This window comes from Helicobacter typhlonius (assembly GCF_001460635.1).
In the GTDB taxonomy this organism is placed as follows: domain Bacteria; phylum Campylobacterota; class Campylobacteria; order Campylobacterales; family Helicobacteraceae; genus Helicobacter_C; species Helicobacter_C typhlonius.
The window spans coordinates 1,790,846-1,814,001 of sequence record NZ_LN907858.1 but is presented as its reverse complement, the minus strand read 5'-3'; the positions used below and the strand labels follow the sequence as shown (position 1 = coordinate 1,814,001).

General features: G+C 39.9%; 24 protein-coding genes. 16 read left to right on the top strand and 8 right to left on the bottom strand.

Features of this window, described 5'->3' with window-relative positions; translation table 11 throughout:
- Positions 1 to 130: 130 nt before the first annotated feature.
- On the top strand, positions 131 to 919 hold the full coding sequence (locus BN2458_RS09045; RefSeq protein ID WP_034325376.1) for a triose-phosphate isomerase: 789 nt from the start codon (positions 131 to 133) through the stop codon (positions 917 to 919).
- 186 nt (positions 920 to 1,105) lie between these two features.
- Here the strand turns inward: BN2458_RS09045 and BN2458_RS09040 are convergent, their stop codons facing one another.
- The 3 genes from BN2458_RS09040 to mraY form a co-directional block, all read right to left on the bottom strand.
- Positions 1,106 to 1,489, bottom strand: a complete 384-nt coding sequence (locus tag BN2458_RS09040) for a hypothetical protein (RefSeq protein ID WP_034343562.1) — start codon at positions 1,487 to 1,489, stop codon at positions 1,106 to 1,108.
- Between the two features lie 196 nt (positions 1,490 to 1,685).
- Positions 1,686 to 2,960: a UDP-N-acetylmuramoyl-L-alanine--D-glutamate ligase gene (gene murD / locus BN2458_RS09035; protein WP_034343558.1), complete on the bottom strand. Its 1,275-nt coding sequence runs from the start codon at positions 2,958 to 2,960 to the stop codon at positions 1,686 to 1,688.
- A 9-nt stretch (positions 2,961 to 2,969) separates the two neighbouring features.
- Positions 2,970 to 4,049, bottom strand: coding sequence for a phospho-N-acetylmuramoyl-pentapeptide-transferase (gene mraY, locus BN2458_RS09030; RefSeq protein ID WP_034325374.1), 1,080 nt, complete (start codon positions 4,047 to 4,049; stop codon positions 2,970 to 2,972).
- Between the two features lie 105 nt (positions 4,050 to 4,154).
- Here mraY and gpmI point away from each other — a divergent pair, with 105 nt between their 5' ends.
- The 14 genes from gpmI (at position 4,155) to BN2458_RS08960 (ending at position 15,498) form a co-directional block, all read left to right on the top strand.
- Entirely contained in the window at positions 4,155 to 5,633 is a 1,479-nt protein-coding gene (gene gpmI, locus BN2458_RS09025; RefSeq protein ID WP_173644088.1) for a 2,3-bisphosphoglycerate-independent phosphoglycerate mutase, read from the top strand.
- Positions 5,634 to 5,794: 161 nt separating this feature from the next.
- A complete protein-coding gene (locus BN2458_RS09020; RefSeq protein ID WP_034325372.1) occupies positions 5,795 to 6,565 on the top strand; it encodes a sulfite exporter TauE/SafE family protein in 771 nt (256 codons plus the stop codon).
- A gap of 231 nt (positions 6,566 to 6,796) precedes the next feature.
- Positions 6,797 to 7,576, top strand: a complete 780-nt coding sequence (locus BN2458_RS09015; protein WP_034343676.1) for a HugZ family heme oxygenase — start codon at positions 6,797 to 6,799, stop codon at positions 7,574 to 7,576.
- Between the two features lie 98 nt (positions 7,577 to 7,674).
- Complete coding sequence (gene tilS / locus BN2458_RS09010) at positions 7,675 to 8,877, top strand: tRNA lysidine(34) synthetase TilS (protein ID WP_052082193.1); 1,203 nt, start codon at positions 7,675 to 7,677, stop codon at positions 8,875 to 8,877.
- Between the two features lie 97 nt (positions 8,878 to 8,974).
- Positions 8,975 to 10,438: a cytochrome-c oxidase, cbb3-type subunit I gene (gene ccoN / locus BN2458_RS09005; RefSeq protein WP_034325371.1), complete on the top strand. Its 1,464-nt coding sequence runs from the start codon at positions 8,975 to 8,977 to the stop codon at positions 10,436 to 10,438.
- Between the two features lie 14 nt (positions 10,439 to 10,452).
- Positions 10,453 to 11,208 (top strand): cytochrome-c oxidase, cbb3-type subunit II, encoded by a 756-nt coding sequence (ccoO, locus tag BN2458_RS09000; protein ID WP_034325370.1) that lies wholly within the window; start codon positions 10,453 to 10,455, stop codon positions 11,206 to 11,208.
- Positions 11,205 to 11,450, top strand: coding sequence for a cytochrome c oxidase, cbb3-type, CcoQ subunit (locus tag BN2458_RS08995; protein WP_081951497.1), 246 nt, complete (start codon positions 11,205 to 11,207; stop codon positions 11,448 to 11,450). Before ccoO ends, BN2458_RS08995 begins: the two co-directional genes overlap by 4 nt.
- Entirely contained in the window at positions 11,434 to 12,300 is an 867-nt protein-coding gene (gene ccoP / locus BN2458_RS08990) for a cytochrome-c oxidase, cbb3-type subunit III (protein ID WP_034325369.1), read from the top strand. The genes BN2458_RS08995 and ccoP overlap by 17 nt, the downstream gene beginning before the upstream one ends.
- A gap of 11 nt (positions 12,301 to 12,311) precedes the next feature.
- The gene (locus tag BN2458_RS08985; protein ID WP_034325368.1) at positions 12,312 to 12,512 is read left to right on the top strand and encodes a DUF4006 family protein; all 201 of its coding nucleotides are present in this window, start codon (positions 12,312 to 12,314) and stop codon (positions 12,510 to 12,512) included.
- A gap of 121 nt (positions 12,513 to 12,633) precedes the next feature.
- On the top strand, positions 12,634 to 13,323 hold the full coding sequence (locus tag BN2458_RS08980; protein ID WP_034325367.1) for a hypothetical protein: 690 nt from the start codon (positions 12,634 to 12,636) through the stop codon (positions 13,321 to 13,323).
- Positions 13,324 to 13,339: 16 nt separating this feature from the next.
- Positions 13,340 to 13,957: a hypothetical protein gene (locus BN2458_RS08975; RefSeq protein WP_034343552.1), complete on the top strand. Its 618-nt coding sequence runs from the start codon at positions 13,340 to 13,342 to the stop codon at positions 13,955 to 13,957.
- Positions 13,947 to 14,330 carry a hypothetical protein gene (locus tag BN2458_RS08970; RefSeq protein ID WP_231944785.1) on the top strand — a complete coding sequence of 128 codons (384 nt, stop codon included), beginning with the start codon at positions 13,947 to 13,949 and terminating at the stop codon, positions 14,328 to 14,330. Before BN2458_RS08975 ends, BN2458_RS08970 begins: the two co-directional genes overlap by 11 nt.
- A 50-nt stretch (positions 14,331 to 14,380) precedes the next feature.
- Positions 14,381 to 15,079 (top strand): hypothetical protein, encoded by a 699-nt coding sequence (locus BN2458_RS08965; RefSeq protein ID WP_231944784.1) that lies wholly within the window; start codon positions 14,381 to 14,383, stop codon positions 15,077 to 15,079.
- Positions 15,076 to 15,498, top strand: a complete 423-nt coding sequence (locus BN2458_RS08960; RefSeq protein ID WP_231944783.1) for a hypothetical protein — start codon at positions 15,076 to 15,078, stop codon at positions 15,496 to 15,498. Before BN2458_RS08965 ends, BN2458_RS08960 begins: the two co-directional genes overlap by 4 nt.
- A 72-nt stretch (positions 15,499 to 15,570) precedes the next feature.
- Here BN2458_RS08960 and BN2458_RS08955 read toward each other — a convergent pair whose 3' ends face one another.
- The gene (locus tag BN2458_RS08955) at positions 15,571 to 18,504 is read right to left on the bottom strand and encodes an FAD-binding and (Fe-S)-binding domain-containing protein (protein ID WP_058122111.1); all 2,934 of its coding nucleotides are present in this window, start codon (positions 18,502 to 18,504) and stop codon (positions 15,571 to 15,573) included.
- 308 nt (positions 18,505 to 18,812) lie between these two features.
- Here BN2458_RS08955 and BN2458_RS08950 point away from each other — a divergent pair, with 308 nt between their 5' ends.
- A complete protein-coding gene (locus BN2458_RS08950; protein ID WP_034325364.1) occupies positions 18,813 to 19,160 on the top strand; it encodes a hypothetical protein in 348 nt (115 codons plus the stop codon).
- Positions 19,161 to 19,407: 247 nt separating this feature from the next.
- On the opposite strand, the gene BN2458_RS08940 is transcribed toward BN2458_RS08950, so the two are convergent.
- From BN2458_RS08940 to pseB, 4 genes are all read right to left on the bottom strand, one after another.
- The gene (locus BN2458_RS08940) at positions 19,408 to 20,136 is read right to left on the bottom strand and encodes a hypothetical protein (protein WP_034325362.1); all 729 of its coding nucleotides are present in this window, start codon (positions 20,134 to 20,136) and stop codon (positions 19,408 to 19,410) included.
- A 6-nt stretch (positions 20,137 to 20,142) separates the two neighbouring features.
- Complete coding sequence (coaBC, locus tag BN2458_RS08935; protein ID WP_034325361.1) at positions 20,143 to 21,498, bottom strand: bifunctional phosphopantothenoylcysteine decarboxylase/phosphopantothenate--cysteine ligase CoaBC; 1,356 nt, start codon at positions 21,496 to 21,498, stop codon at positions 20,143 to 20,145.
- A gap of 88 nt (positions 21,499 to 21,586) precedes the next feature.
- A complete protein-coding gene (gene ftnA, locus BN2458_RS08930) occupies positions 21,587 to 22,078 on the bottom strand; it encodes a non-heme ferritin (RefSeq protein WP_034325360.1) in 492 nt (163 codons plus the stop codon).
- A 72-nt stretch (positions 22,079 to 22,150) separates the two neighbouring features.
- Positions 22,151 to 23,149, bottom strand: a complete 999-nt coding sequence (gene pseB / locus BN2458_RS08925) for a UDP-N-acetylglucosamine 4,6-dehydratase (inverting) (RefSeq protein ID WP_034325358.1) — start codon at positions 23,147 to 23,149, stop codon at positions 22,151 to 22,153.
- Between the last annotated feature and the right edge of the window lie 7 nt (positions 23,150 to 23,156).

The window sequence follows — 23,156 nt, the reverse complement described above, 5'->3', positions numbered from 1 at the left end:
GGGAGTTTTAACAATACTAGGGGATATTTGCGACTTTAAGATAAAATGCTATTTCTGTGTTTTTAAGAATCTCATATTTATGGTATTAAATGCCTCACTTTGGCAGATTCTACATTTCAAAGGAGTAAAAATGTCAAAAATCATCGCTGCAAACTTTAAATCAAATCTCACACGCGCCAAAGTGTGTGCATATGCAGAAGGTTTAGAATCTTTGCTTAAATCTCTAAATGTGCCTTGCAAAAGTGAGACTTGCAAAAATGCATCTTTGGGGGAGGGTTTGCAAGATTCTGCTATACAGCCTAAATCGCATTTGCAAGTGAGTATTTTTCCCTCTGCCACCGCACTTTTAGATGATAGCTTTGCGCATTTTCATATCGGTGCGCAAAATGCTTACTTTGCGCAAAGCGGAGGTTTTACGGGTGAGATTACACTCAAGCAGCTAGAGGAATTTCGCATCTCACATTTGCTTATCGGGCATAGTGAGCGGCGCACACTTTTTGGCGAAAGTCAGGATTTTATCAACGAGAAGTTTAGATTCTTTAAAGAAGCAGGATTTAGTATATATTATTGTATCGGTGAGTTTTTGGAGGTGCGAGAAAAAGGTGAAAACGCGCTAAAGGAGTTTTTGAGTAAGCAACTTAGTGGTATTGATACGAGTTATTCTAAGCTTATTATCGCATATGAGCCTATTTGGGCGATTGGCACGGGTGTGAGTGCAAGCCTCAAGCAAATAGAATCTACGCATAAAATGCTTTCACAGCTCACAGACGCGCCATTGCTTTATGGTGGTAGTGTGAATGCTAACAATGCGAGTGAGATTCTGTCTCTACCTTATGTCAATGGTGTGCTTGTAGGTTCGGCGAGTTTCGAACTAGAGGGTTTTGGTGAAATTATCCGCGCTGGGATAAAATCTTCATAGGTAGGATTTAGGAACTAAACAAAAATAGAGAATCTAAGCCTAGTAAATTTCTTGGCTTGTATCGTGAAGTTGCTAAATTTGGTTAAGGTTTTGTGATAAACATACAAGGAGTAAAAAGTAAGAGAGGATTCTAGTCAAAGCATAAAAACACAAGGTTGCAATGCTTTGACTATTTAAAGAGGTTATTTATTTGACTTTATTAATTGCCTTGACTACGCCCACAACAGCAGAACAGGTCTTGAGAGAGCCTTTGAACTCATTGCTTGTGAAAAGAAGCTTGCTAGCCACATTGTCGGCTTCTTTAGCCACTTTTGTTTTTTCTGCTGTGTTTCCACCCAAAAATAGCTTTTCTTCTGTGGTAAGTTTGCTTACCAAATCAGCAGAGAGACATTTATTCATCGCTTCTGTTTCATCTTCTTTAAGCACTTTGCCATAGGTTACTTCAAGTGGTTTTTGCAATCTTTTAGATATTTCTGCCCTTGCGTTCTCCTCTACTTTTGCTTGTGGAGTTGGCTCAGTACAGCCCAAAAGAAACAATGCCGCGCACAAGCCTACACTTAATCTTTTCATAAAAGCTCCTTTTGAAAGAAATATGTCACGGATTCTAAGACTTACTGTATTAAATGTCGCTTAAGTTGTAGAATACTGTAAGATAACACATTTTGCCTTTGTTTTTACTCTGCTCTATTTTAGAATCTCGTATTTTTGTCCATAGCTTAGTAGGTATTTTTGAATCTGTATAGGCTTTTAGCTTGACGCACTATGGCTAAGATTCTCCCAAAGCAAGGTGGGTGAAAATTTCCCCCCTCTCTTTATAAGATTTAAACTGATCCAAACTCGCAGCAGCTGGAGAGAGTAAAACAACATCTTTAGAATCTAGTGTGCGTTTTGCGTGAATTTTTTGCATAGCATTTTGCAGGTTTTCACAAGATGTGATTGGAATCCCATAGTTTTTTGCATACTCGATGAGTCTTTTTTCATTAGCACCTATGCTAAAAATCTCAATATCCTTGCCACGCATAGATTCAAAGAGTGGCGTGAGATTTGCGCCCTTATCATCGCCACCGAGGATAATCATAATATGTATTCCCTCATATCGCGCGATTGCCTGAATGGTCGCATCGACATTCGTTCCCTTGCTATCATCAACCCATAAGCGATGATGTTTGTCATAAAACTCCGCGATTCTGTGTGCGCCAATACAAAAGCGATTAATTAAATCGATATTATCCGCACCAAAGGCGTATTTGGCGATACTTAGCGCAAGAATTGCATCAAGCAAAAATGGCTCTTTGAATCTAATCTTTTCCATAGCGATACTGCATTTTTGGCTTAAATCCGCGCTATCTTCATAGTATATCATTTTCCCTTGAAATGTTTTCACTAGGCGGTGGTCTTTAAACTGCGCGGGGATAAAGGCGACAGAGTGAGAATCCATACGCGCTAAAGGGCTTAGCTTATCCTCTATATAGGCTTCAAAACTGCCGTGCCAACTAATATGATCTTCTTTTACAGGTAGAAGTGCATAAATGCGAGGATAGGCTTTGTGCGTATAATGCAAACTAAAGGAGCTTGTCTCTAGCACCCATACTTTTGGCTTTTGCGTGTAGAGTTCCGCTAGGGGTGTGCCGATATTACCGCCGCTTTGCGCACCAAAAGATTCTAATAAAAGTGTGGTCATCTCGGTTGTCGTTGTTTTGCCATTGGTCCCGCTAATCCAAATCATAAAGGGTGCTTGTGCTTTATTTGCACCATTTTTTTGTGAATCTTGTAGCAAGAGATTTGTAAAATAATCATACTCGCTGATGAGATTCTTTGCATTAAGCACTAAAGGGTGTGTGGGCGGGATACCTGGACTGAGAATCTCCATATCACTTTTGCTGCTTTCAAAATGTGAGGAGGGAAGCAGAGTGTTGCCATATTCATCGTAATGTAGAGTTTGAAATTTATCATCATAAATACTTAGTTTATGTCCTTGCGCATTGAGAAATGCCACAAGAGGCGTGGTCGTAACGCCATAGCCAAAAATACTTATACGCATAATGCTCCTTTAGCGAATCTTTAGACTTAAAAGTGCGATGAGATTTGCCAAAATTGCAATAATCCAAAAGCGCACAATGATTTTATTTTCCGCCCAGCCACGCACTTCAAAATGATGATGAATAGGTGCCATAGCAAAAATGCGTTTTTGTCGATACTTGTAGCTTCCCACCTGCAAAATCACAGAAAGAGCTTCAATCACAAAAATAATGCCAATGAGCAAAAGCAGAATCTCGTTATTTGAGACAATCGCCATAAAAGCTATGAAGCCTCCAAGTGCGAGGCTACCACTATCCCCCATAAAGACTTGTGCGGGGTGGCAGTTATACCATAAAAATCCAAAAAGTGCACCGATGAGCGACACAGAGAGAATAACGAGCTCCCCACTATCTACGACTTTGGGCCATAATAAATAGCCAGAAAATCCCGCGTGTCCTGCCACATATACAAAAATTGATAATGAAAAAAGAGCGCAAATACTCGGCACGGTGGCTAATCCATCAAGCCCATCTGTAATATTTACGGCATTGCTTGTAGCCAAAAATACAAGAATCCAAAAGGCAAGGGCGATGATAGGAATGTTTGCGATTGTAAAATCACCCATATCAAAGAGCGGATATTTCATAAATGGAATATAAAGGTTTGTATTATGCCCTATGTATAAAAGTAAAGCGGTAATGATTAAAGAGACAACAAAAAGGAGAAAAAACTTCATTTTTGCACTCATTCCAGCATTGCTTTTGGCTGAAATTTTCATATAATCATCTCTTGCGCCAATGAAACTAAAGCTAATGATGCAAAAAAGCCCGAGCAATACATAGGGATTAAAGAGATTCACACAGAGCAAAGAGGCACAAAGCATACTTATAACAAATACGATTCCGCCCATTGTGGGGGTATTCTTTTTGCCCTCGTGCGCGGCTACATAGGTAGAAATGGGCTGATTTGCCTTTTTTGCCTTCGCCCATTTGATAAAATAAGGCATTAGGGCGATACTAAAGCCAAAGGCACAAAAAAATGCCACCCCCGCGCGGAAAGTAATATAAGAAAAGATATTGATACCAAAAGTTTGATAGAGCCAATACAGCATATTTATGTCCTTTATCTTAAGCCTTGCGAAAGGTTTTAAGGCAGTTTTTGGTTTATGAAAGGTTTTAGATTTTAGCTACAATTAGTTAATTTTTGTTCCTAAGGGGTGTATATGAAGAGTATCCTTGTGATTACTGATGGTATAGGGTATAGTGAAAAAACACAATACAATGCCTTTTACCACGCTAAAAAACCAACTTATGATTATCTTTTTGCAAATGTGCCTTATGGTATGATTGATACATTTGGAATGAGTGTAGGACTACCAGAGGGGCAAATGGGAAATTCCGAAGTGGGGCATATGTGTATTGGCTCTGGGCGCATACTTTATCAGGATTTGGTAAGAATCTCACAGGCTATCGCAAAGAGTGAGATTCAAAAAAATCCCGCTTTTTTGCAAGTAGTGCAAAATGTGGAGGTAGTGCATTTATGCGGATTATTGAGTGATGGTGGAGTGCATTCACATATTGAGCATTTTAAGGCTTTAGCGCAGATTTTGGAAAATCAAAACAAAAGGGTATTTTTGCATTTAATCACCGATGGACGTGATGTTTTACCCCAAAGTGCGAATACTTTTATAACAGAGATTGAGAATCTATGTGGTAAAAATATCTCCATAGCAAGTATTGCCGGGCGATTTTACGCTATGGATAGGGATAAACGCTGGGATAGGGTGCAAAAAGCCTATGATACCCTCGTAATAGGTGCAAATCCTAGCACACTTAGCCCACAAGAATATGTGTGCTCTCTATATGAAGAGGGTATTTATGATGAGTTTATTGTCCCTGCAAGTTTTGGCGGATTCACAGGTATCAAGGACAATGAGGGATTTATTTTTATCAATTTCCGTTCTGATAGGGCAAGAGAGATTGTCGATGCGCTAGGGAATCCTAACTTTGAGGGCTTTAAGAGAGAATGCGTAGTGAAATGCCACATTGCCACAATGACAGAATACGATGCAAATTTTCCTTATCCTATTCTCTTTCCTAAGCAAAAGGTGCAAAATACTCTTGCCGAAGTGATTGCAGCAAATGGCTTGAAGCAGCTCCATACTGCGGAGACAGAGAAATACGCACACGTTACATTTTTCCTTAATGGTGGGCGTGAGGCTGAGTTTGAGGGAGAAAAGCGCGTGCTTATCCCCTCGCCAAATGTAAAAACCTATGACTTGCTCCCGCAAATGAGTGCGGCGGCGGTGGGCGATGAGGTGCTAAAAGGTATAGAAGAGGGGTTTGATTTTGTTGTTGTGAATTTTGCAAATGGTGATATGGTGGGGCATACAGGGAACTTTGAAGCGGCAAAGGCTGCAGTAGAAGCAGTGGATAAGGAGCTTGGACGCATTATAGAATCCGCAAAGTCTCATAAATACGCACTTTTCATCACAAGCGACCACGGCAACTGCGAGGAGATGAGAGACGAGCAGGGTAATGTTCTCACAAATCATACGATTGGGCAAGTGTGGTGCTTCTGCCTTGCTAATGGCGTAACAAAAGTGGCAAATGGTGGATTAAACAATATTGCGCCGAGCATACTTAAGGTTATGGGCTTAGATATACCAAAAGAAATGGATAAGCCATTATTCTAGCGGTATGCAGGCACAATAAGTAGGCGTAGTGGCGTAAAATAAACACGCAAAATACGCGCGTTGTCAAAGTTGGGCGCACAAAAGTGCAACATAAACAAATGCTACAAGAGCGTAAGGCGAGTAGGATTCTAAGCATATGAAAGGGTAATTGGAGGGAGAAAATGGCTGTTGAAATACTCATTATTCTTGGCTTTACAAGTGGCGTGGCGGCTGGATTCTTTGGTATAGGTGGAGGCGTGATTATCGTGCCTTGTTTGCTTATTCTGGGTATGCAAATGGAGTATGCTATCGGTGTATCCATTATGCAAATGGTTTTTTCCTCAACCTTTGGCTCACTCATTAATATTTTTCAAAAAAAGCTTGACATTTATCACGGCGTTTTTGTGGGGCTAGGCGGACTTATTGGGGCATCATTTAGCGGAATAATCGTGGATTCACTCTCTTCGCAAATCCTCCTCCTACTCTTTTTGCTCCTATCTGCGGTGAGTTTTTACAAATATGTCTTTAATGTCAAAACACAAGCTAACCCCACGCCACCTATTACTAATCCTTTCAAGCAAAAGTTTTTGATGATTGGTGCAGGATTCTTAACGGGCATATTTGCTGTGAGCTTGGGAGTTGGTGGAGGGCTTATCCTCGCGCCTATTTTGGCGTATTATCTAGGTTTTGATTCTAAAAAGGTTGTGCCTATTTCGCTTTTTTTTATTATTTTTGCTTCGATTTCTGGCTCACTTTCACTTGCTGCGCACGATTTGATTGACTTTAGAGCCGGTATTATCATCGGTATATCCTCAATGATTGGAGTGTCTTTTGGAATCTATCTCATCAGTAAGGTTACACTGCATAATCATCGTTATGCGCTTATTGGCATATACGCATTCTCTATTATTCTTACATTGTGGAAAGTAGCCCAAAGTTTTGGCTTACTCTAAAGCAGGATTCTGTATTTTTATAAAATAAGAATAGTTATTAATTTATTTTTAAGTTTCTTTACATTATAATGCACCTGTCTTTTAAGTGATGCTTTTAGCAAAATCATTTTTGGTTTGGTTGGGCGGGTTGGGTTAGGAGCATCTTTTCCTTCCTTATTTGTTGTTTGATTGCATAAGTAGGCTACTTTCGTGGTAGCCTATGAAGGCACAATTCTACTTTGGGAGCAAACTATGAATCCACAAACCATCATTTCACATATGAATAATTATCACACAAACGAGCTTATTGCGCTCTGTAAAAAATATGGCAAAAAAGAGGCACTCATTAATGGTGAGGTAAAAAATGCCACGCTCACAGGCATTGATCTTGAGGGCTTAGATATTATCTATAATGATAACATTTCCCTGCGCGTGGAGTTTCCGCAAAAGACTGATGAAAGTAGCCTAAAGGACGCTATCATCAGTCTTTGTCAAAGTGCAAAGCCCGATGATAGCAAAGATATAGCTGATGAAATTGCTGCATTCAAGCAGGGCTTTGGCTCAATCATTATTGCAAGTATTGATAAAGACGGACAGGCAATTGCCTCCTATGCGCCTTTAATGCAGATTCATAACAAACTTTATATCTACATTAGCGAGGTTGCCGAACATTTTGCGAGTATCTCTGCAAATCCCCAAAAAATTGAGGTGCTTTTCCTCGAAGATGAGGGCAAAGCAAAGTCTGTCATCTTGCGCAAACGTTTAAAATACCGCGCAAATGCGCATTTTATTGAGCGTGATAGCGAGGAGTTTAATGCCGCGCTTAATAGTTTAGAATCTGCTATGGGCGGTGCTGGTGGCATAAAGACCATTCGTCAAATGCGGGATTTTCATCTCATCGAGTTACAGCTTGGCTTGGGACGCTTTGTAAAGGGCTTTGGCGCGGCTTTTGATATTTTGCCTAGTGGCGAGATTAAGCAAATTGGCACAGGCGGGGGCAATCCTCATTCAATCCCTCATAAAATGCGTTAAAATTTTAGATTCTATCATCTTGGATTCTATAACAATGTTGGTGTGTCTTTAGAATCTAAGATATGCTATAATGCGCTATCTCACTTCAAAGGCGCATTTTGAAGCTCTCCCCCGCAACACAATCTCTTTACACAGGCAAACATCTGCTTGGATTTTCTGGCGGGGTGGATTCTGTGGCGTTGTTTTTTTTGCTCCTTGAAGCAAATGTGCCTTTTGACATCGCTATCGTGCATTATCATACACGCAAAGAAGCCGATGATGAGGTGGCGTATGCACAAGAGTTGGCACAGATTCACAACAAACAATGCTTTGTCGCCCACGCGCCGCAATTTTCTCATAATTTTGAAACTCAAGCAAGGATATTTAGATTTGGATTCTTTGATGAGATTATAGAATCTTATGGTTACGAGTCGCTTATTCTCGCTCATCAGCTCAATGATCGTTTCGAGTGGTTTATGATGCAGCTCACGCTTGGCAGTGGGCTAGGTAATTTGTTGGGTTTTGATTGGGGGCGCACATATCCTATTGTCCGCCCTTTAGAATCTACCCCAAAGGAAGAGCTTTATAGATTCTGTAAAGAGCGTGATTTACGATACTTTGAGGATACGAGTAATGCGGATTTGCGCTTTAGGCGAAATTTCTTTCGGCATAGATTTTGTAATGATCTTGTAAATACCTTTGGTGTAGGTATAGCACAGAGTCTCAATTATCTCGCGCAGGATAAGGAATATTTGCTTTCACAGATTGCCCCGCGGATTCTGTTTTTAGAATCTTTGCATAAGTTTGTGAGCGAGGCAAGAGAGTCTTTGTATAAAGATTCTAAAAATATTTGTGAATTTTCTAAGACTATGCGGACGGAGAGAGGAAAATATCAATGTGCGATTTTTGCCTTTAACATTAATGAGGAGTATTTGCTCTTGCTCGCGTGTGATAAGGCGGCTAAACTCTGCGGCTATGTGCTAAGCAGTAAGCAACGAGAGGAGATAGTGAAAAGCCATTTTAATTGTAAGATTCACAATCTCATCATCGCTAAAAATGATAAGCTGCTGTTTATTGCGCTGGATAGTATTAGTATGTTTCAAATCGTAACCAAAGAGCCTATGACAAAGCCTTTCAAAACTTTATGCGCCACATATCATATTCCACCAAAGATAAGAAAGCTTATCTGGTGGGAATTTCAGGCTATAAGCACACATATAGAATCTGGTGCAGATTCTATAAACAACCCTCTACCCTCACACAAAACGCAGCAAGAAAATGATAGTTTTGAGTGCAAAATAAAAAACTTTTTTACTCTTTAAAAATTTTTTGTTATTTCTTTATTAACTTTTTAAGGTGGCTATAAATTCAAAGATACTACAATCTATACCGCATTTAAATCAAAATAAGGAGACTGCAATGCAGACAAACACGCTCGAGTATGATTACTCAATTGCTAAGTTATTTGTTTTCTCTGCGATGGCTTTTGGATTTGTAGGGCTGCTCATCGGGGTAGTGATTGCATTTCAAATGGCATTCCCAGATTTAAACTATCTAGCTTCAGAATATGGAACTTTTGGTAGGCTTCGACCTCTTCATACTAATGGTATTATCTATGGTTTTACTCTTAGTGGGATTTGGGCTTCTTGGTATTATTTAGGGCAAAGGGTGCTTAAGATTACCTATAAAGAGCATTGTTTCTTGCATGCAGTGGGACTAGCGCATTTTTGGATATACATTGTGCTTATGGTGCTTGCAGTGGTTACACTTTTTGCTGGACTAACGCAATCTAAAGAATATTCTGAACTTATTTGGCCTCTTGATATTCTTGTAGTTGTTGTGTGGGTATTGTGGGGCGTGAGCCTATTTGGAAGTATGGGTGTGAGACGTGAGCAAACAATTTATATCTCATTGTGGTATTTCATCGCTACATTTGTTGGTATTTCTGCGCTTTACATTTTCAATAACCTTTCGGTTCCAACTTATTTCGTCGCGGGTATAGGGAGTATGTTGCACTCTATTTCATTCTATGCTGGGACAAATGACGCGATGGTGCAATGGTGGTGGGGACATAATGCTGTTGCATTCGTCTTTACTTCAGGTATCATTGGGTTAATCTATTACTTCCTCCCTAAAGAATCTGGACAGCCTATATTCTCATATAAGCTTACATTATTCTCATTCTGGGGACTTATGTTTATTTATATTTGGGCAGGCGGACACCACCTTATTTACTCAACTACGCCTGATTGGATTCAGACACTTGGTTCTGTGTTTTCAGTTATTTTGATTTTGCCTTCGTGGGGGACAGCAATCAATATGTTGCTTACTATGCGTGGTCAATGGCATCAAATTAAAGAATCTCCAATGATAAAATTCCTCATCCTTGCTTCAACTTGGTATATGCTTACCACACTTGAAGGACCGATTCAGTCTATCCGTTCTGTCAATGGCTTGGCTCACTTTACAGACTGGATTATCGGACACGTTCATGATGCAGCTCTTGGTTGGGTAGGATTTATGGTTATTGCTGCGTGCTTCCATATGGTGCCTAGAATCTTCAAGCGAGAGCTTTACTCTAAAAAGCTTATGGACGCGCAATTCTGGATTATGACTACAGGTATTATCCTTTACTTCTCAAGTATGTGGATTGCAGGTATCACACAAGGTATGATGTGGAGAGATTATGATGCGAATGGAAGTCTTATTTATAGCTTTATTCACACAGTAACTGCGCTCTTCCCATACTATCTTATTCGTGCGATTGGTGGGCTTATGTATTTGATAGGATTCATTATGTTTATTTACAACATTCTTATGACTATCTCATCAGGTAGGGTTCTTGACAAAGAACCTCAAAATGCTACACCTATGGCAGCATAAAGGAGGAATAAGCAATGTTTAGTTTTTTGGAAAAAAATCCATTCTTTTTCACGGTTGCGTTTTTGTTGGTTTTTTCTATTGCTGGGCTCGTGGAGGTAATCCCGGGCTTTGCGAAGAAAGCTCAACCTATTGAGGGGCTAAAGCCTTACTCTCTGCTTGAAACAGCAGGGCGACAGGTATATATAGCTGAAGGTTGCTATAACTGCCATTCACAGCTTATTCGTCCGTTTAAGGCTGAAACAGACAGATATGGCTCATACAGCCTTAGCGGTGAGTATGCGTATGACAGACCATTCTTGTGGGGTTCAAAGCGTACAGGACCAGATTTGCATAGAGTAGGTGATAGCCGTAATGCAGTGGATTGGCACGATGGACATATGAGAGATCCAAAGTCTCGTGTGCCCGGCTCAATTATGCCAGCGTATGAGCATCTCTACACAAAAAATGTTGATTTTGAAACAGCATTTGCTGAAGCATATACACAAAAAGTTGTTTTTGGTGTGCCTTATGATGTAGAAGGTGGTGTGCAAATTGGTGCGGATTCTTATGTCAAAGGTGATGTAAATTCACTTGCAAAAGCGAGAGAAATCTTTAAACAAGAAGCTCAAGCTGTTGTAGATGAGATGATAAGCCAAGATGTAAAAGAGGCTTACGAAAAAGGCGAAGTAAAACAAATCGTAGCACTTATTGCCTATATGAATAGTCTTGGGCAATCTCGCCGTGCAGCATCACCTGTAGTATCAGTATCACGGGCAGAAGCAGCAGAATGATGGAGGAATTCATAATGCGGTTTATCATCGCCTATCAAAAAGAGATTTATCTCATCGTTACGCTTTTGCTCGTAGCGTTTTTGTATGGGTATGTGTATCATCTCTACTCCTCACAAGCTAAAGGCAAAAAGGATTATGAGAAGTATGCAAAGTTAGCGTTAAACGATAATCTTGATGATGAACCCGTTGAGCCACGAAAACAAAAATCCAATAAAGGGGAAACAGATGAATTGGTCAGATAATATAACAACACTAGGGTTGCTAGGTGCTTTTGTTATCTTGGTACTCACTATCTTTGTGATGGGTGTATATCTCAAAAAAATTAAAGATGGCAAGGCTGAAGGAGAGTCGGTCGGCGAAAGCTGGGACGGCATAGGTGAGCAAACAAATAATCTTCCTGTTGGTTGGGCTGCTTGCTTTTTAGGTGTGCTTATTTGGGGCTTTTGGTATATATTCCTAGGCTATCCACTTAACGCATATTCACAAATTGGTGAATACAACAAAGAAGTGCAAAGCTTCAATGAAAAATACGCATCTACTTGGGAAACTCTTGATAATCAAGAACTCAAGAATATGGGGCAAAACATATTCTTAGTACAATGCTCACAATGCCACGGCATCAATGCTGGAGGTATGAATGGCAAGGCAGAAGACCTCACAAAATGGGGTAAAGAAGAGGGTATTATCGAAGCTATTAAAACAGGTAGCAAGGGCTTAAATTACATTGCTGGTGAAATGGTGCCTGTGGAGCTAAGCGATAGCGATGCAAGAGCAGTAGCAGCGTATGTAATGCAAGAAATTTCAAGTGTAAAAAGCACAAAATACACACTTGAAGTAAGTAAGGGTAAAGAAATTTTTGCAGAGCAATGTGCAGCTTGTCACGGAGATGAGGGCAAAGGTAATGGTGGCGGACTCGATGGCTTTGCGCCAGACTTGACAAAATATGGCACAACAAATTTCTTGGCGGAAGTGCTTGAAAAAGGCAAAAAGGGTATGATTGGTGTTATGCCTTCATTCGAGTATGCTAACTTTGCGCAAAAGCAAAAAGATGCACTTAACGCGTTTATCCGCGACTTAGAATCTATAGAGTAAGGAGGATTGCGATGAATGGTTTATTTGGACTCAATGGTTTAACAGGGTTTATTATCGCTGTGGTGCTTTTACTTAGCATCGTTGCAGGATTAGGCACTTGCGCAATTCTTACTCAAAAAGATGTTGCGACAAGCTATTACAAGATTGAGCATATAGATTCAATCAAGCAAATCAGCACTGATAATGCCCAATATCACAAAAGCGCGAATTAGGAGGTTGGTATGAAACTTACACTTATTGAAAAATTGCTTGGCACACTCATCGTCATCACCATTATTACGACAATTGTGATTCCATTTATTCCTAATTTCTTCTTGCATTTGGTTTAATTCAATGCTTTGCTTACTAAAGAGGCTAGTTTTTACTAGCCTCTTGTGCCTTACGCTCTCTTATGCAGATAGTCTAGATTCTCAGGTTGCAGGTGGTTCTACATCTCTTGATTTTCAATCTTACATACTTGACAATAGAAGTTTTCTTTTAGTCCCAAAAAGTGTAGAATTTGTGGAGATTCTCTCAAATGAGCTTTTCTCAAAAACAGGTTACTCATTGTATGTAGCCGTTGTTGATAAAACCCCAGAATCTCAACAAAATATCATTGATGAAACATTACCACCTAAAGAATTAGCAAAACTTAGGCGCACTCAATACAAAGATTCTCTTTTGCAGCATCTAAAAGCGCCATATACGCTTATTTTTTTTATGAGAGATGATGAGAAAATGGGTATTATCAGCTCTGAGCCTCATAAGTATTTCAATGAGGACAAAGTATATTTTGAATATATGGTGCCGCTTTTACCAAAACAAAAAGATGAGGCACTCTCACCTCAACTTGTATCGGCTGTTGTCCTTAATGGCTATGCACAAGCGGCAGATATGATTGCCGAGCACTTTGATGTGAAACTTGAAAACAATATGCCCGTAGATGAAAGCGGGGGTCGAGATTTTGTGCGATTCAGTATGTATGCTATGCTCCTCATTATGTTTGGTATCATTGGCGTTATTTATCTTACACGCAAGAAATAATCACAAGGAATAAAAAATGAAAGAAAAGAATTATTGGCCCCACGCCATTATAGGTGTGCTACTTTTTGGCGTATTTATGGTAAGTGTATCTATCACCATTGCGATGAAAAATCCTATCCAAGATGAAAATACCTATTTTGCAAAAAAACGTATTGTAGATGAGAATATTAATGAAATAATCAAAGAACAAACTCTCTTTCACAACATTTATGATTACAAGATTTGGCTAAGTGATGAAAAAGGAATATATGCTAATAATAGCTTTATTTTTCCATATTATGCCCCAGCTAATCGTCCTGACATAAAAGCCAAGATACCAACAAGCATTATCTCTCCCAATGGGGTAAGGCTACACATAGAGCTTCATAAAAAGCTCTCCTCTGCTCGTATTAATAGGATTTGGTTTTATCTTGATTCTAACCGCGAGGCGGATAAATTACAGAATCTAGGTGAGCTCACAAATGTAGAAAATAATCTATGGGAGAGTGAAGTGCTTACCAACTTACCTTTGGGGCGGTGGAAATTTGTGATTGAGATCAGCTATGAGACAGATATAGAGCAAAATAGCACCGAGCTAAAGGCTTATTTTGAATCCCCAGTGTTTATCAAGGATAAAGTCGATAATGCGCTTTAAAGGGGTACAGATTCCAAGTAATATACATTTTTTAGAGCGAGGTGTAAAACAACAAATAAAGCAGGATATACAGCCCATAACGAAGCATTCTCGCAAATCCCATTCTGCTTTTATGCTTCTTGATGCGGTTATGGGGATTTGTATTTGTGCGAGTGCTTTTGTATTTGCCTTTATGTTTTTATACGCACTCACACCGACACACACACCTACAAGCTACGAGGTTTATAAAGGGCTTTTTGTCAATCCTATCCAAACAAGTCTATCAAGTAGCCCAAACTCTAGTCAGATTCAATACGAGCTTTTAGAGCATAGCTACACAAGCTCAAAAAGCCTTGAAACACTGCGCTTTTACATACCTCAATCCATTCGATAATGTCTCGTTTATCACACAAACACAATGCTTTCTCACTCTTTGAAGCCGTTGTGAGTATTGTTATTTTGGGTATCGTGGGTATTATTTGCAGCTCTATGCTTTTGCAGATAAGTAAAAATGTCGCCTATACGAAGAATACAAGCGATTCTAGCCCACATCTTGCATTGCTTAAGATTCAAAATCTCCTCGAATACGCTATTATTGAATCCCTTAGCGCAAATGGCACACCTTTCACCACTCCAAGCTCACAAATAAGTTTTTCTAGCATAGAATATTCCTTGTTTTTTGGCGGTGGAGCGAAAAATACGACCAAAGAGGTGCAAAATGATACGCTTTTGCCTAATGTATCGCTTGTGGTGGATTCACATCACGCTAATACACTTTATTTTACATCGCTCAAAGGCTGGCAAAGTGCGCAGGAAGCCTACATACCGAGTAATCCAAAAGAAGCGTTTAAGCCTTACACAATTACGCGTATTCAGGGCAATGCTATAGTGCTAGAGCGTGCGCCAACTCACACGCCGCGCATAATTCTACCTATAAAGACGCACAATCTCGCATTTCATAGTAATGCGCTATGGCTTGATAATGCGTTGCTACTTGATGATGTGCTTTCATTTCTTATTACACCCATAGTCTCTGCACAAGGCACTTTTCTTGCATTAGAATTATGTGTGAAATCCCCCACAAAAGCACGATGTGAAAATGGTGGTGTATGGCTTGATGATATAGTAAGGATATTGTTGTGAATCCTGCGTGTGCGAAGCAAAAGCAAAATATAAGTAATTCCTATAAAAAGCACAAAATGCGCGGAGGATTCTATATTGTCTATGCAGTTTTGTTTATTCTCTCGCTCGGGCTTGCCTGTGCTTTTTACCTTAGCCAATCCCACCATCGCTCATACACTCATAGCACACTCCACGCCAAGATTCAGCTTCAGCTCTACACACGAAGTCTTGCCAATATGCTTACGCTTTGCCTCAAAGAGCGTGATTTTAATAGTTGTAAAAGGCAGGAGTTTGTTTTTCCGCAGGATTATCGTTTCCGCACGACTCTTACAGAAATTGCCCCGCAAACATTTTTGCTTGATATACACGGCAAGGTTTTGCATCCCTCAAATGCTAACACCTTGCGCGTTAGCAAACGTTATGTGTTGCTTTTGCCCTAAATTCTATCGCGCCTAAAATCTTTAGAATCTAACCTTATTGATGAGATTGTATTTCGTGCTTTGCCAAATTTTCTATTTAGCCTCGCTCACTTCATCAACGAGATAGAGCAGATTCTGCCACACAATATTGGTTTTTTCGTTGAGTCCAATCTCACAAGTGCTTGAGCTTGCAAATCCGTGCTTAATACCCCTAAAATGGCTTGTATTTTTTTGTTTTTGTTTATAAAAATCCTTCAATTCCCTCAATGCGCTTTCATTGAGTTCCGGGCAGATAAAGCCTTTGTTTCCGGCAAAACCACAGCATTGCGTTTTGTGATGTATCGCTACTTCTCCGCTTACGCAAGTTTTTGCGATTTGTTCTAATGAGCCACTCCACTTGCCTTTTTTGGTGGCACACATTGCATAAAGCGCAATATTTTCACTCTTAGGCGTAATTTTTAGTCGCTTTAAAAGCACAGATTCTATATATTGAGGCATATCATAGATTTTTAAGCCATTTTTAGAATCCTCTTGTGAGCGCACATACTGCATTGTTTCATAGCTACACGCGCTATGGTCGCACACTATGGCTATATCGCCGTGTTCTTTTTGCATTGCTTTAAGGGTGGCGTAAAGCTCCTTTACCTTGCCCTCCGCACTCTGCTTGTAGTCTTTGTATGCCTTGCCACAGCAGAGATTTGCTACATTGCGCGGATAAATAACACTAACATTCGCCTTTTTGCATACAGATTCAAAAACCTCCTGCAAACTGCGCTTGTCAAGGGCTTTTTTATTCGGTGCAAAGGTGCGATTGATACAGGTTGTAAAGTATATCACTTTCTCTATTTTTTGTGCTTTCTTTTTGTCTTTAGAATCTGCCTTTATCGCTTTAGACTTTAAAGCATAAGTATTAGCCTGTGGTAAGGTGCTAGGCATATAGGGTGTGTGAATTTTCTTGTGTGCTTTGAGGCTTAGCCCACTCATCACATTTGAGCCAAAGGCAGAAAAAAGTGTATTGCTAAGGCTTATTCCGCCCTTAAGTGCTTTTATGGTTGTTGCAAAATGCTTACTGCTTTGGTGCGCTACAAATGTGCTAAAACCTCCCACATCTGCATTTTGCGCTACACGAGATTTGATCTCTAGGGCAATGCGTGCGGTATCAATCTCCAAAGGACAGAGTGTTGCGCACATTGAGCAAGTAGCGCAAGTTTCTATACCATAGTATTTATAGCCTTGTTTAAGCCCATTGAGTATCTCCTCTTGCTCCGCGCTCCTATTTGTGATATTTTCTAGCCTTTGTATTTCTTTCCTTAGGGCAATGCGTTGGCGAGGAGTGAGGGTAAGCTCCTTGCTCGGGCATACCTTTTCACAGAATCCACACTCCATACATTGATTGATAAAATCCTCCACCTGCGTAGAATCTTTGAGATTTTGCAAATGGATTTGAGGATTGCTTGAGATAATCACATCGGGGTTGATAAGTCCGCTTGGGTCAAAAATGCGCTTGATTTGACAATTTATCTCATAGGCTTTAGCTCCCCATTCTCTCTCAACAAATGGCGCAACCATTCTGCCTGTGCCGTGTTCTGCCTTTGTGCTGCCATTTAGGGCTATGACAGATTCCACCATAGCTTCCATAAAGCCACCAAATCGCTCACTCTCGCTTTTTTCACCCAAAAATGGCGTGATGATAAAATGCACATTGCCCGATAGTGCGTGTCCAAAGATAATGCCATCATATTTAAATTTTTTAAAGAGTTTTGTAATCTCCTCAATGCCTGTCGCAAAAGATTCTATGGGGAAGCAAATATCCTCTGTAATGACAATGCTCCCGCTTGGGCGCAAACTCGCAGACAATGGCAAAAGGGCTTTGCGTATTTTCCACCAAGATTGTATTTCTTTCTCATCACTGCTAAAATGCACCCCAAAGAGGCTAGGCGCAGAATTTAGCGCATTGCTAATAAAGGCGATTTTGCTATCCAATCCCTCCTGTGAGCTATCCTCTAATTGCGTTAAAATAGCGCATTGTCCGCTTTTAATACTCTTTAGCTCCTTTGGCGCGCCCTCTAAATGTTGGGCTGATTTCAAACACGCATAATCCATTATTTCTGCTGCACTTACCTTGTCATCATTTTTTGCAAGAATCTGCACCGCTTTTGCCGCAGATTCTAAATCTTTATAAAAGAGCAAAGCACAGGCTTTAAACGCACTATTTTCCACGCATTCATACTCTACCCTTGAGACAAAGCCCAGCGTCCCCTCTGCGCCAATGAAAATGTGATTCAAAATATCCTTTATATCTGCGAAATCAAGTAGAGTGTTAATGCTATAACCAGTCGTGTTTTTAATGGCAAATTTGCGTTTAATGAGGTTACAAAGCGTCTTATTTTTGAGAATTTCTCCTCTCAAAGCAAGTAATGCTTCCGCCTTGTCCTTATGCAATCGCATAAAAGATTCTATATTTTCGTTTTTATTTGCATTTTCGCTCGTATCAAGCACAAAGCCATTGTGTAAAATCACACGCACAGATTTAATCGTGTTGTAGCTATTTTGCTTCACGCCACAGCACATACCGCTTGAATTGTTGGAGAAAATCCCGCCAATCATCGCATTATTAATCGTAGCCGGGTCAGGTCCAATCTTTTTACCAAATGGCTTGAGTGCGTCATTTGCCTCACTTCCTATCACGCCACAATCACAAAAAATGCTTTGTGCTTCGCGTGTTATGCTGATTTCCTGCCACCTTGCATTTGCTAAAACAAGCACAGATTCACTACACGCCTGTCCGCTTAGGCTTGTCCCTGCTGCCCTAAAGGTAAGAGGCGTATTGTATTTATTGCTTAGGGTAAAAAGCAAAATAATTTCACGTTCATCAAATGCCCTTACCACCACGCGCGGTACATAGGCATAGCAAGAAGCATCTACGCCATAAGCAAAGCGGCGGAGATAATCTGTGTAGATTCTATCCTCAAAAATATGGGTTGCCTCGCGTATAAATCCATCAAAGTCGGGGCTTTTTGCTTTCATTTGTGGCTCTTTAGTATCGTGTGGATTGTGTGATGACATAATTTCTCCTTATTTCTCATATTGCAAAGATGATTATAGCAGTTTTACTTCGTTTAGCTTGATATAACTTTGCATTTTGGCTTTATTGTATCTCTAAAAGCTACTCCCTTTACATTTTGTTTTTTTTGTAAAGTGCCTTTTGATGATTCTATCTTTTCACATTTTCGCACAAATCCAATCAGTAATTAAGCTTTAGCGAACTGCGTGCGAATACCTAAGAAGTTTATGCAAAAAATGGTAGAATTATATTGACAATTTGAGGAGTTAGAATGAATAAGCAAGTCATATTATCTATTGAATCTAAAGATTCTGTATTCAAAGAATATCGTTGGTTTTGGGTGAGAAGTGTATATGATTTTGTGCCAAAAGACAATGCAAAAGCTTGCACTGATTATCTCAAAGGAGAGCGAATATTCACTGCCGCCAATTATAAAGAGGGTATCCCTACACACCAAAGCATACCCTTAGAAATAGACACCTCATATTCAAAAGCTAAAATGCTTTTTGGAGAGAGCAAAGAAAAGGAACAGAATCATCCGCTAGAAATCGCGCATTATTTGTGCTTAGATTTTACAAAAAATTCTATGACGATGAAAGGCAAAACTATATCCACATAGGCTTTATCTATGAGAAAGGGAGTGAAATAACCAAAAGGCGTATAGATAAAGCCAAAAATATAGATTTTGCCCTTACCTTAAAAAATGCAAGGGAACTCTACTTTGATGATTCTATCGTGCAGGAAAAATACAATGACTTTAACCAAAAAGCTAAAATATGCAGGGTATTTTGGTTTGGAAGCTACTTATTTGGAAAATAAATACATCTCAATATAAAAACTTTCTAAGTCAAGCGATGCAAAGCCATCTATCCTCGCACATCAAGTAAGCTTTCTTGAAACTCATACAAGGGCTTAAGCGCAGAATCAAGCACAATGCTACTTACCGCAAAGCCCTTAAGGAGCGCAAAATTCTGCTCTAGCAAAATTTTGGTGCTTTCATACATCACTTTAAGGCTTAAGGCATTTCCGCCTTTTGCAATGTTTATCTCGCCTTCAATAATCCCAAGAGAAGGCATTATCGCGCTAAATCGCACCTTGTTTGTGCCAACTCTCTTCATTTGTAGCACCTCGTCTTTTTCGCTAATCACTAGGCTTAACACATTTTTTTCTAGTCCAAGCAGGAGATTACCTAGAAAGATAAATTCATCTTTGCTTACAGAATCTGCAAGTTTTTGACTCAAAAAGTCCTTAAATCCTGAAAAAATATCGCTCTGCTTCCCCAAATCCTGTAAGTTTTGCAAGGAAAGCTTGAGCGGTGCATTAGCAAACATATCGATGATTTTAGGCTGTGCGATAAGATTTTTAAGCGTGATATGCCCAAGCGAACTTCTGCCCATTTCACCCCAATACCGCTCACCTACATTGAGTTGCTTATGGCTTTTAGTTTCAATCCTCTGTGCTCCAATCTGCAACAAATACATATCGCCCTTAAGTTTTGCAATTACCTTTATGAGTATAGGCAGGGCGGCATTATAGGTCGTGGGTGTTTGTGTATTTTTAAGTGTGGCGGCAATTTGAGCAATCTTGTTGAGCATAGTGAGTTATTTGACTTGAGATTCCAAATCTTTATAAGTAAGGAGAGGTGCGATAAAAAGCGCGATTTTGAGTGCCACATCAAACTTGCTCCCGCTTATTTCTTCTATGCCTTGAGATGTGATAATCTTTAGCGCATTATTTTCGCCACCAAATGGATTGTTTGCGTTTATCACATTGAGGCATACTGCCTCGCAATGTTTGTTTTTAAGCATATTTTGAGCGTGATTTAGAGCGTTTTTCTCATCAGTTTCGGCTTTAAAACCTATTTTATATATTTTATCCGCGCAAATGTGTGAAAGAATGTCTTTTGTCTTGTGGCAGACTAAAATAAGCTCATCGCCAATTTGCTCTTTTTTAAGTTTGCCCTCCTGCCTTGTGGGTGCATAATCTGCAAGGGCTGCCACCATAAAAAGTGCTGGTTTTTTTGTGGATTTTAAATCCAATGCAGTATGTATGGCTTCACTAATGGCTTCATCATAGGAGCGCACGCTCTGCACCCTTTTGCATTCTATGCCAAGTGGTAATGTTATGGGAAATGCGCTTGAGATAAGCCTCACTCTCGCGCCTAACATATAAAGGGCAAGGGCCAAGGCACTTGCTTGTTTGCCGCTGCTGTGATTAGAAATGTATCGCACCAAATCTATATTTTCTTTTGAGCCTCCACCAGTAATGATTACTTCTCTATCGCGCCAAAAGGCTATTTGTGCGGGGGGATTGTGTGTGTTAGAATTTTGAAAATATGAGATTTGCAAATGTGAATCTTGCAAATATAAGGCGCGGGCGAGGCAGAAAATTATCTCATCAACTTCGGCTAACGCGCCATTGCCATAGTCTCCACAGGCGAGGAGGCTAGAACGAGAGGGAATTATCTCATAACCCATAGATATGAGCGTATCAAGGTTACGTTTGGTTTGAGGAGCATCTAGCATCGCGGTATTCATCGCGGGGGCTAGAATCTTGGGTGCGCTGGTAGCTAAAATCGCACTTAACATTACAGAGTCTGCTATGCCATAGGCGATTTTTGCAATGCTATTTGCGGTGGCTGGAGCGATAAGTACGATGTCTGCCCACTTGGCATAGGAGATGTGATTTACCCCAACTATTGTCTTGTCTGCGACTTTGTCTATACTTTCATTAACGCATTCACTTGCCCACATTTGGTTATTTTCACTTAGCACGATGTTTTTGCTTAATGCTTCAAAGCTAAGAGGATTCACAAACTTACACGCCTCCGCACTCATAATCACTCTTATTTGTGCGCCATATTTATAAAGTCGCGAGATACATTCGAGCATTTTATACGCGGCAATACTTCCGCTTACACAGATAAGAATTTTTTTGTGGGTAAAAATTTTCTGCATAGAATCTCCTCTTTGAGCCTTTGGGGCTTAGCCCCCTTAAAAGAGGCTTTAAGCACAAGAATCTAGCAAATAAAAGCTTATTTTGAGGTTATTTTGTGAGGTCTTTAATGAATCTATCAGCCAAATAGAGTCCATTATCCCCAGAGCCAATAAGTCTAATCTTATCTACAATGCCGCGGAAAAGTGCTTCTTCTTCGTGTTGTTCATTCACATACCATTGTAAGAAATTGAATGTTGGATAATCTTTATTTGTGAGCGTAAAATCCACAAGATCGTTAATAGATTGCGTGATTTTTTGCTCGTGAGCGTAGGTTTTTTCAAATACATCAAGTAAGCTGCTAAATTGAGATTCTGGCTCATCAACGCGTGCAATCTTTACTTTAGAATCTGTCTCATTGAGGTAAGTAATAAGGCGTTTTGCGTGGTCGCTTTCCTCTCCTGCGTGTTGAAACAAAAACAATCCTGCACCATCAAAGCTATTTTCATAGCACCAAGAACTCATACTTAAGTAGAGATTTGCCGCATACATTTCTTTTGCGATTTGCTCGTTGAGCATTTTTACAACATTTTCTAATACCATTTTGATTCCTTTAATGAGAATTTAAACGCGGTATTCTAAAATGTGTTTTCTAATATTTTCCTTAAAACTTTATCATTTTTGGATTATTTTGAGAATCTCTTCATTGCTTAGCCACCAAGAATTACTTTGGCTACTGTATTCAAAGCCGGGAGCCACAGCCACGCCCTTTTCGCCTTTAAGTGTAGTGTGATAATCCACAGGCGTTTGGAAATTTATCGTTGGCATAATGGTAAAAAACTCATCAAATTCAATACATAAATGAGAATCATCTTTTGGCACCATTATTTCGTGTAGCTTTTCACCCGGGCGAATGCCGATGATTTTATGCGGTAAATGCGGAGCGAGCGCGTGGGCTAAATGCGTAATTTTCACACTTGGAATCTTGGGGATAAAAATCTCTCCGCCGTGCATTCGTTCAAGATTATCGAGCACAAAGCACACACCAGATTCTAAAGTGATGAAAAATCTTGTCATATGTTCATCAGTGATTGGTAGCTCCTTTGCACCCTCATAGATAAGCTTTTGAAAAAATGGAATCACAGAGCCACGAGAAGCCACGACATTACCATAGCGCACCACGCTAAATTTAGAATTCTTGTTTCCCTTGATGTTGTTTGCGGTTACAAAGAGCTTATCTGAGCAAAGCTTTGTTGCGCCATAGAGGTTAATAGGATTTGCCGCCTTATCAGTGCTAAGTGCAATAATATGCTTAACATTATTACTAAGACACGCGCTTATGACATTACTTGCGCCATCAATATTTGTTTTGATGCACTCCATTGGGTTATATTCGGCAATGGGGACGTGCTTGAGTGCGGCAGCGTGAATACAAATATCTACGCCATTCAGCGCAGATTCTAAACGATTCCTATCACGCACATCACCGATAAAATAACGCATTCTTTTGTCATTGAAGACTTGCGCCATTTCGTATTGTTTGAGTTCATCACGGCTATAAACAATAATTTTCTTTGGATTGTGTTGTTTTAAAACGATTTCTACAAACTTCTTGCCAAAGCTCCCTGTGCCACCGGTAATAAGAATAGTCTTGTTATCCACTAAATGCCCCATATCTCCC

Bases quoted from the DNA above. Each gene is read 5' to 3' on its own strand.
- BN2458_RS09045 (WP_034325376.1), top strand. From the start codon at position 131: ATGTCAAAAATCATCGCTGCAAACTTTAAATCAAATCTCACACGCGCC.
- BN2458_RS09040 (WP_034343562.1), bottom strand. From the start codon at position 1,489: ATGAAAAGATTAAGTGTAGGCTTGTGCGCGGCATTGTTTCTTTTGGGC.
- murD (WP_034343558.1), bottom strand. From the start codon at position 2,960: ATGCGTATAAGTATTTTTGGCTATGGCGTTACGACCACGCCTCTTGTG.
- mraY (WP_034325374.1), bottom strand. From the start codon at position 4,049: ATGCTGTATTGGCTCTATCAAACTTTTGGTATCAATATCTTTTCTTAT.
- BN2458_RS09020 (WP_034325372.1), top strand. From the start codon at position 5,795: ATGGCTGTTGAAATACTCATTATTCTTGGCTTTACAAGTGGCGTGGCG.
- BN2458_RS09015 (WP_034343676.1), top strand. From the start codon at position 6,797: ATGAATCCACAAACCATCATTTCACATATGAATAATTATCACACAAAC.
- ccoN (WP_034325371.1), top strand. From the start codon at position 8,975: ATGCAGACAAACACGCTCGAGTATGATTACTCAATTGCTAAGTTATTT.
- ccoO (WP_034325370.1), top strand. From the start codon at position 10,453: ATGTTTAGTTTTTTGGAAAAAAATCCATTCTTTTTCACGGTTGCGTTT.
- BN2458_RS08995 (WP_081951497.1), top strand. From the start codon at position 11,205: ATGATGGAGGAATTCATAATGCGGTTTATCATCGCCTATCAAAAAGAG.
- ccoP (WP_034325369.1), top strand. From the start codon at position 11,434: ATGAATTGGTCAGATAATATAACAACACTAGGGTTGCTAGGTGCTTTT.
- BN2458_RS08985 (WP_034325368.1), top strand. From the start codon at position 12,312: ATGAATGGTTTATTTGGACTCAATGGTTTAACAGGGTTTATTATCGCT.
- BN2458_RS08980 (WP_034325367.1), top strand. From the start codon at position 12,634: ATGCTTTGCTTACTAAAGAGGCTAGTTTTTACTAGCCTCTTGTGCCTT.
- BN2458_RS08975 (WP_034343552.1), top strand. From the start codon at position 13,340: ATGAAAGAAAAGAATTATTGGCCCCACGCCATTATAGGTGTGCTACTT.
- BN2458_RS08970 (WP_231944785.1), top strand. From the start codon at position 13,947: ATGCGCTTTAAAGGGGTACAGATTCCAAGTAATATACATTTTTTAGAG.
- BN2458_RS08955 (WP_058122111.1), bottom strand. From the start codon at position 18,504: ATGAAAGCAAAAAGCCCCGACTTTGATGGATTTATACGCGAGGCAACC.
- BN2458_RS08950 (WP_034325364.1), top strand. From the start codon at position 18,813: ATGAATAAGCAAGTCATATTATCTATTGAATCTAAAGATTCTGTATTC.
- BN2458_RS08940 (WP_034325362.1), bottom strand. From the start codon at position 20,136: ATGCTCAACAAGATTGCTCAAATTGCCGCCACACTTAAAAATACACAA.
- coaBC (WP_034325361.1), bottom strand. From the start codon at position 21,498: ATGCAGAAAATTTTTACCCACAAAAAAATTCTTATCTGTGTAAGCGGA.
- ftnA (WP_034325360.1), bottom strand. From the start codon at position 22,078: ATGGTATTAGAAAATGTTGTAAAAATGCTCAACGAGCAAATCGCAAAA.
- pseB (WP_034325358.1), bottom strand. From the start codon at position 23,149: ATGGGGCATTTAGTGGATAACAAGACTATTCTTATTACCGGTGGCACA.